The sequence below is a fragment of the Pseudomonas sp. HMSC063H08 genome (genome assembly GCF_001813645.1).
Lineage (GTDB): Bacteria > Pseudomonadota > Gammaproteobacteria > Pseudomonadales > Pseudomonadaceae > Pseudomonas > Pseudomonas aeruginosa.
Genome location: NZ_KV813369.1, coordinates 1 through 5,676 on the forward strand (window position 1 = coordinate 1; position 5,676 = coordinate 5,676).

The 5,676-nt window shown below is 62.5% G+C and carries 5 protein-coding genes; 4 read left to right on the forward strand and 1 reads right to left on the reverse strand.

What is annotated here, in order from left to right:
- Positions 1-109 precede the first annotated feature (109 nt).
- The 3 genes from HMPREF2924_RS05645 (at position 110) to HMPREF2924_RS05655 (ending at position 3,347) form a co-directional block, all read left to right on the forward strand.
- Positions 110-937, forward strand: coding sequence for a DUF932 domain-containing protein (locus HMPREF2924_RS05645; RefSeq protein WP_008643219.1), 828 nt, complete (start codon positions 110-112; stop codon positions 935-937).
- Between the two features lie 80 nt (positions 938-1,017).
- The gene (locus tag HMPREF2924_RS05650) at positions 1,018-3,075 is read left to right on the forward strand and encodes a ParB/RepB/Spo0J family partition protein (protein ID WP_008643221.1); all 2,058 of its coding nucleotides are present in this window, start codon (positions 1,018-1,020) and stop codon (positions 3,073-3,075) included.
- Between the two features lie 62 nt (positions 3,076-3,137).
- On the forward strand, positions 3,138-3,347 hold the full coding sequence (locus tag HMPREF2924_RS05655; protein WP_023124805.1) for a hypothetical protein: 210 nt from the start codon (positions 3,138-3,140) through the stop codon (positions 3,345-3,347).
- Between the two features lie 110 nt (positions 3,348-3,457).
- On the opposite strand, the gene HMPREF2924_RS36330 is transcribed toward HMPREF2924_RS05655, so the two are convergent.
- Positions 3,458-4,282 carry a hypothetical protein gene (locus tag HMPREF2924_RS36330; RefSeq protein WP_023124806.1) on the reverse strand — a complete coding sequence of 275 codons (825 nt, stop codon included), beginning with the start codon at positions 4,280-4,282 and terminating at the stop codon, positions 3,458-3,460.
- Between the two features lie 859 nt (positions 4,283-5,141).
- Here HMPREF2924_RS36330 and HMPREF2924_RS05660 point away from each other — a divergent pair.
- On the forward strand, positions 5,142-5,456 hold the full coding sequence (locus HMPREF2924_RS05660; protein ID WP_021204054.1) for a DUF736 domain-containing protein: 315 nt from the start codon (positions 5,142-5,144) through the stop codon (positions 5,454-5,456).
- Positions 5,457-5,676 lie beyond the last annotated feature (220 nt).

Sequence of the window (5,676 nt, forward strand, 5' to 3'; positions counted from 1 at the left end):
AACCGGGTTCCTCGTGCCGACCGCACCGAACAACCGAAAGGCTGGGCTCCGAATCTAGGAATCCGGTGTGCGGTTTGAACAGCAAACCCTTTTCGTCAGGAGAAAGACCATGCAACTCGCATCCCGTTTCGCTTCCCATTCCCCAGCACTGCGCAGCGACTACCCGCTGTCCGATGACCAGATTCGCAGGGTGGCCCCGTCCATCTTCGCGGATGCCCCGCATGAGAGCCGTTCCGAGCGGTACAGCTACATCCCCACCGCCACGGTGCTGACCGAGCTTCGCAAGGAGGGGTTTCAACCCTTTATGGTGACGCAGACCCGCGTGCGCGATGAAGGCCGCCGCGAGCACACCAAACACATGATTCGCCTGCGCCACGCCAGCCAGATCAACGGCGCGGAAGCCAATGAAATCGTGTTGCTGAACTCGCACGACGGCACCAGCAGCTATCAGATGCTGGCCGGGATGTTCCGGTTCGTGTGCAGCAATGGCCTTGTGTGTGGCGACACCGTGGCGGACGTGCGCGTACCCCACAAAGGCGACGTGGCCGGGCACGTCATCGAAGGCGCTTTCGAGGTGTTGAGCGGCTTCGAGCGGGTGAAGGAATCCCGTGACCTGATGCGCAGCATCACGCTGGACGAAGGCGAGGCCGAAGTGTTCGCCCGCGCTGCGCTGTCGCTCAAGTACGACGACCCCGACAAGCCCGCACCCATCACCGAATCGCAAATCCTGATGCCGCGCCGGTTCGACGACCGCCGCCCGGACTTGTGGAGCGTGTTCAACCGCACGCAGGAGAACCTGACCAAAGGCGGATTGCATGGCCGCAGCGCCAACGGACGCCGCCAACGTACCCGCCCCGTGCAGGGCATTGATTCCGATGTGCGCCTGAACCGCGCCCTGTGGCTGCTGGCCGATGGCCTGCGCCAGTTGAAAGCCTGATTCCCCACGCGGCAGGGGCAGGCAGCAGCCCTTACCGCTTCTTTCGCTGCTGCATTTCCTAACCGCAAGGAGTTATCATCATGAACGCCATCACCCAAACCGAAGCCCGCGCCGTCAATACCGCCGCAGCTATCCCGCTGGAAGCCGCCGACCCGACCAAGAACCTGATTCTGGTTCCGTTGTCACGGTTGGTACTGCGCCCCACGGGCCGCAACGTGCGCAAGACCCCGCGCATGTCGATTCCCGAACTTGCCGCGAGCATCCAGCGCGTGGGCCTGCTGCAAAACCTGATTGTGATTGCATCCGCCGATGGCGAGCATTACGAAGTCGTGGCCGGTGGCCGTCGCCTCGCCGCCTTGAAGCTGCTGGCGAAGAAGCATCGCATCAGCAAGGAATGGGAAGTGCCTTGCCTGCTGGTGGCCGATGGAACCGCCCGCACGGCCAGCCTCACCGAGAACGTGCAGCGGGAGGCCATGCACCCGGCAGACCAGTTTGAAGCCTTCGCGGCGCTGGTGGCCGAAGGACGGCCCATCGAGGACATTGCAGCGGATTTTTCCGTCACGCCGCTGGTGGTGCAGCGCCGCTTGAAGCTGGCGAATGTCTCCCCGCGCCTAATGGCCGACTATCGCGCCGATGCCGTGAGCCTTGACCAGTTGATGGCCCTTGCCATCACTGACGAACACACTGCGCAGGAAGCGGCGTTCTACGATGCCCCGCAATGGCAGCGCCACCCCTCGCACTTGCGCGAGCGCCTGACCGAACGGGAAATCGACGCCTACCGGCATCCGTTGGTGCGCTTTGTCGGGCTGGACAGCTACGAAGCCGCAGGCGGCGGGATTCGCCGTGACCTGTTCGCGGAAGGTGACGCGGGCGTGTATCTGACCGATGCCGCGTTGCTGGAACGGTTGGTGCAAGACCGGCTGGCAGGCATTGCCGCCAATGTTCGCGCCGAAGGTTGGGCATGGGTGGATGCCACGCCGGGAATGACCCATTCCGACCTGCACGCCTTCCAGCGTGCGCCCAGGGAGCGACGCGAGCCAATCAAGCGCGAGGCCCAACGTATCGAGAAGCTGCAAGCCAAGCTGCACGAACTGGCCGAAGCAGTGGATGCCGCGCTGGACGCCGAGGACGAGGACAAGGCCGACGCGCTGCAAGAGGAAGGCGAAGCCGTGGGCGAGCAATTGCAGGCGCTGGAAGATGGCTTGCAGGACTACAGTCCGAACGTGAAGGCCGCAGCCGGGGCTATCGTCACCATCGACCGCAACGGCGAAACCGTGATTCATCGCGGTTTGATGCGTGAGGCCGAAGCCAAGGCGCTGCGCACGCTGGAACGCTTGCGGCAGGGTTTCGGCGGCGAAGGCGAAGCCGGAAACGACGACGAAGGCGAGGACGACGAACAGCCCAAGATCGCCGCCATGTCTGACCGGCTGGCGCAGCGGTTGAGCGCCCACCGCACCGCCGCGCTGCAAATCGAAGTCGCCCGGCACCCGCAAGCCGCGCTGGCTGCCGTGGTGCATGGCATGGTGCAGACCATCTTGCAGGGCAGCCACTACGGCCACGACCTGCCGCTGGGCATGAGCTTGAAAGTGCAAGACCGGCTGGAAGGCATGGCCCCGGACTGGCCGGAATCGCCCGCCGCCGTGGCACTGCGCGAACTGCAACAGGTGGCGGGCGAAGCCTTGCCGGAGGACAGCGCCGAACTGTTCGCCGCGCTGCTGGCGAAGCCGCAAGACGAACTGGTGCGGCTGCTGGCCGTATGCGTGGCTTCCACGGTGGACGTGGTGACGCCCCGCACCACGGTGCAGCAACCCGGCGAGGAATTGGCGCAGGCCGTGGGCCTCGACATGGCCGCATGGTGGCAGCCGACCGCAGAAGGCTATTTCAAGCACGTTCCGAAGGCCGTGATTCTGGATGCCGTGGGCGAGTACGCGCCGCAGCACGTCACCCGGCTGGCGAAGTTGAAGAAGGCCGACATTGCCAGCGAGGCCGAACGGCTGGCCGATGGCACCGGCTGGATGCCCGCCATCTTCAAGGCCGCAGGCCCGCAGGATGCCGCGCAGGAGGCAGGCCCGGAGCAGGACGCCCCGGAGGATGCCGAGGCAATAGCGGATGAACCTGCCGAGGCGCTGGCCGCTTGATCCGCGCCGAAGGCATGCGCCCCGGCCTCAACCGGGGCGCTTCGCTGGAAGGAGACACCCCCATGACCCGCACCACCATCAGCCGCCCGCGTATGGCTGCGATCTACGCCCCCGGCACGGTACGCGCCCGCCGCTGGCACGGCGATGGCGACGTGCGCGGCTACCGTCCGCCCTTGGGCTGGAAGGCCTGCGCCGACCTCACCGACATTCATCCCATCACGGGCCGCGTCTTGCCGCGTGCCGTGTGGTGGCTCATCGAGACGAAGGAATAACCGCGATCAGCACCGCGCCCAGGCCGTTCCGTCCTGGGCGCGGTGAAAAGCAAATCCGGGCGCGGCAGTAGCCGCGCCCGGTGTTCAAGGTCAAGGCTTAAACCTTATGTTCATGTTTTTTGCTTCTTGGTGTTGAACCATTCCTTGAACTCTTCTGCCTCGTTGCCGGTTAGCTTTGGGAAAAGCGACATATTGAATCCAAGGGTGATTGTGCTGTCATTGACTAGGGCTAAACGGCTCTTTGTAACACCAAGCAGTCCGAATTCCTGAACAAATCCATGGAGAGGTTTGTCGATTGTTGCGAAATGAATTCGCATTTTCATTCCTCTGCTTATGCCCGCCAACTCTGAAAGATTGACAATCACCATCAGGTCGGCCAATGCGTTATAAATCCTCGCATTTCTCTTAGGATCATTCTGTTTGGGTTTCTTAGGTTTTAGCACTCCATGCGCATTCTTGTTTCCATATAAAGTCGACAAGCCACACAGCATGATTGGGTGGCCAATTTCCATATCTCGCTTAGATGCGAAATTTAAAATATCCTCCCTAACCTCTTTAGCTTGGGCCGGGCTGCGCGGCTGATGCAACGTATCTTGTAGGTATGCGACGATTTCTGAATTTTTCAGAAAAGAGTCTCTCTGATGAGTTGTGATACCCCAGGAGGCAAGATTGTTGAAGGCTTCAAAAAAACCTGAATCAACGCGAGCCTTCTTGAAGAACCCCTTAGCTATGTCACCTTCAGCGAACATGCCGGAGGATGCTTGACTCATGTCTTGAGGAATCCCAAGTCGGCCTTCGATGTTTGAAAGAAGAAGGCTTATGGCACTTCCTTTTGTATCCAGTGATTTAATGAAATTTTTATCTTCGATGCTGCAATTTTTGAAGCCTGATGAAATTTTGGATACGATATTTCTGTCGATCATATAAACACGCATGACTCGACAACCTCCTTGCCTGATGAGCGGTTCCCAACGGGAAAATGGCTAAATATTCAGTCATAGAATGATGCCGTAAATTGCTTGAGCGTGTCGGCGCACAGCGCCGCCGGGCTTTCGGGCTGCGCCCCGTGCCGGCAAGCCGTCACGGCCATGCGGCTTCAATCCCTCACGCCTTCGCGCCTGCGGCGCTGCGTGCTTCGCTTGCCTCCAGGGGAAAGCCCTGCGGGCTATCCCCGCCGCGCGCAGCTTGGCGCCCCTTAATACCGCCGAACCGGCTGCGCCGGATCGGCCCGGCAAGCGTCCCGCCGCGATGGACGGGTGCTGGCGAACACGCTGGCGCTTGCTGCGGCAGGTTGTTCGGATGCGTGCCGTCCTCAACGCTGGCGGTTCTCGCCCATCACGTCACGAAGGACGGTTCACGAACATCCCGCCCGGCCTCGCTGGTCTTCTTCCACGCCACGCCTCAAAACCGGCGCCGCAAGGTGCGGCAGGGGCGCTCTCGCCTGTCGTTGGGTGGTTGACCTGGCCCGCGTCAGCGGGCGAGCCGGAGAAGCCTTCGGGCGGGGATGCCGAGCCGGCCCCATCTTCTTTCGGAGCGGTTCGGCCCAAGGCGTCCTTGTCTCGTTGTGAATCCTGGCGGGGGCGCGGCTGCGCCTCGGGCTTCATGGCTGCAACCGTCCGGCGAAAACAATTTCCCCGCCGCTGCGCGGCTTCCTCGCGCAGCAAATTCTTTTCGCCTCCCGGCTCTCCACTGCGTTGCGACCGCAGGCGGTGCAGCCAGCCCGTCCCCCGCCGGCCGGATCACAACAAGGACGCGATGGGCGCGAACCTTGTTCAACCGAAAGGAGAAAACATCATGGCCAACATCGGCACCTTCACCGCAGACAAAGACGGCTTCACCGGCACGCTTCGCACCCTGACGCTCAACGTCAAGGTCAAGCTGGTTCCCAACGACAAGGGCAACAGCGAGAACGCCCCCGACTTCCGCCTCCAGGCCGCCAGCCACGACATCGGCGCGGCGTGGAAGAAGACCAGCGAGGCCGGGCGGGAGTACCTGTCCGTGACCCTCGACGATCCTTCGTTCCCGGCGCCGGTGTATGCCCGCCTGATCGAAGGCGAGGACGGCACGCACGACCTGATCTGGTCGCGCAGCAGGCCGCAAGCGGCCTGACGGCCACCCCAAGCATCCCGCCCATTGCGGCGGGGTGCAGCGCTGCTTATCGCAGCACCGAACACGCGGCAGCGGGAAACCGTCAGCTCGCGCCCGATCGTTTCTGGTTCCGGTATTGCCGCAGTCATATTCAGCAGGTTCAATGCCCGTGGAGGCAAATCCAAGATGGCGTGTCGGCGCTGCTAGCACCGCCGGGCTTTCGGGCTGCGCCCCGTGCCGG

Excerpts from the sequence above, each read along its gene's own strand:
- HMPREF2924_RS05660 (WP_021204054.1), top strand. The coding sequence starts at position 5,142 with ATGGCCAACATCGGCACCTTCACCGCAGACAAAGACGGCTTCACCGGC.
- HMPREF2924_RS05655 (WP_023124805.1), top strand. The coding sequence starts at position 3,138 with ATGACCCGCACCACCATCAGCCGCCCGCGTATGGCTGCGATCTACGCC.
- HMPREF2924_RS36330 (WP_023124806.1), bottom strand. The coding sequence starts at position 4,282 with ATGCGTGTTTATATGATCGACAGAAATATCGTATCCAAAATTTCATCA.
- HMPREF2924_RS05650 (WP_008643221.1), top strand. The coding sequence starts at position 1,018 with ATGAACGCCATCACCCAAACCGAAGCCCGCGCCGTCAATACCGCCGCA.
- HMPREF2924_RS05645 (WP_008643219.1), top strand. The coding sequence starts at position 110 with ATGCAACTCGCATCCCGTTTCGCTTCCCATTCCCCAGCACTGCGCAGC.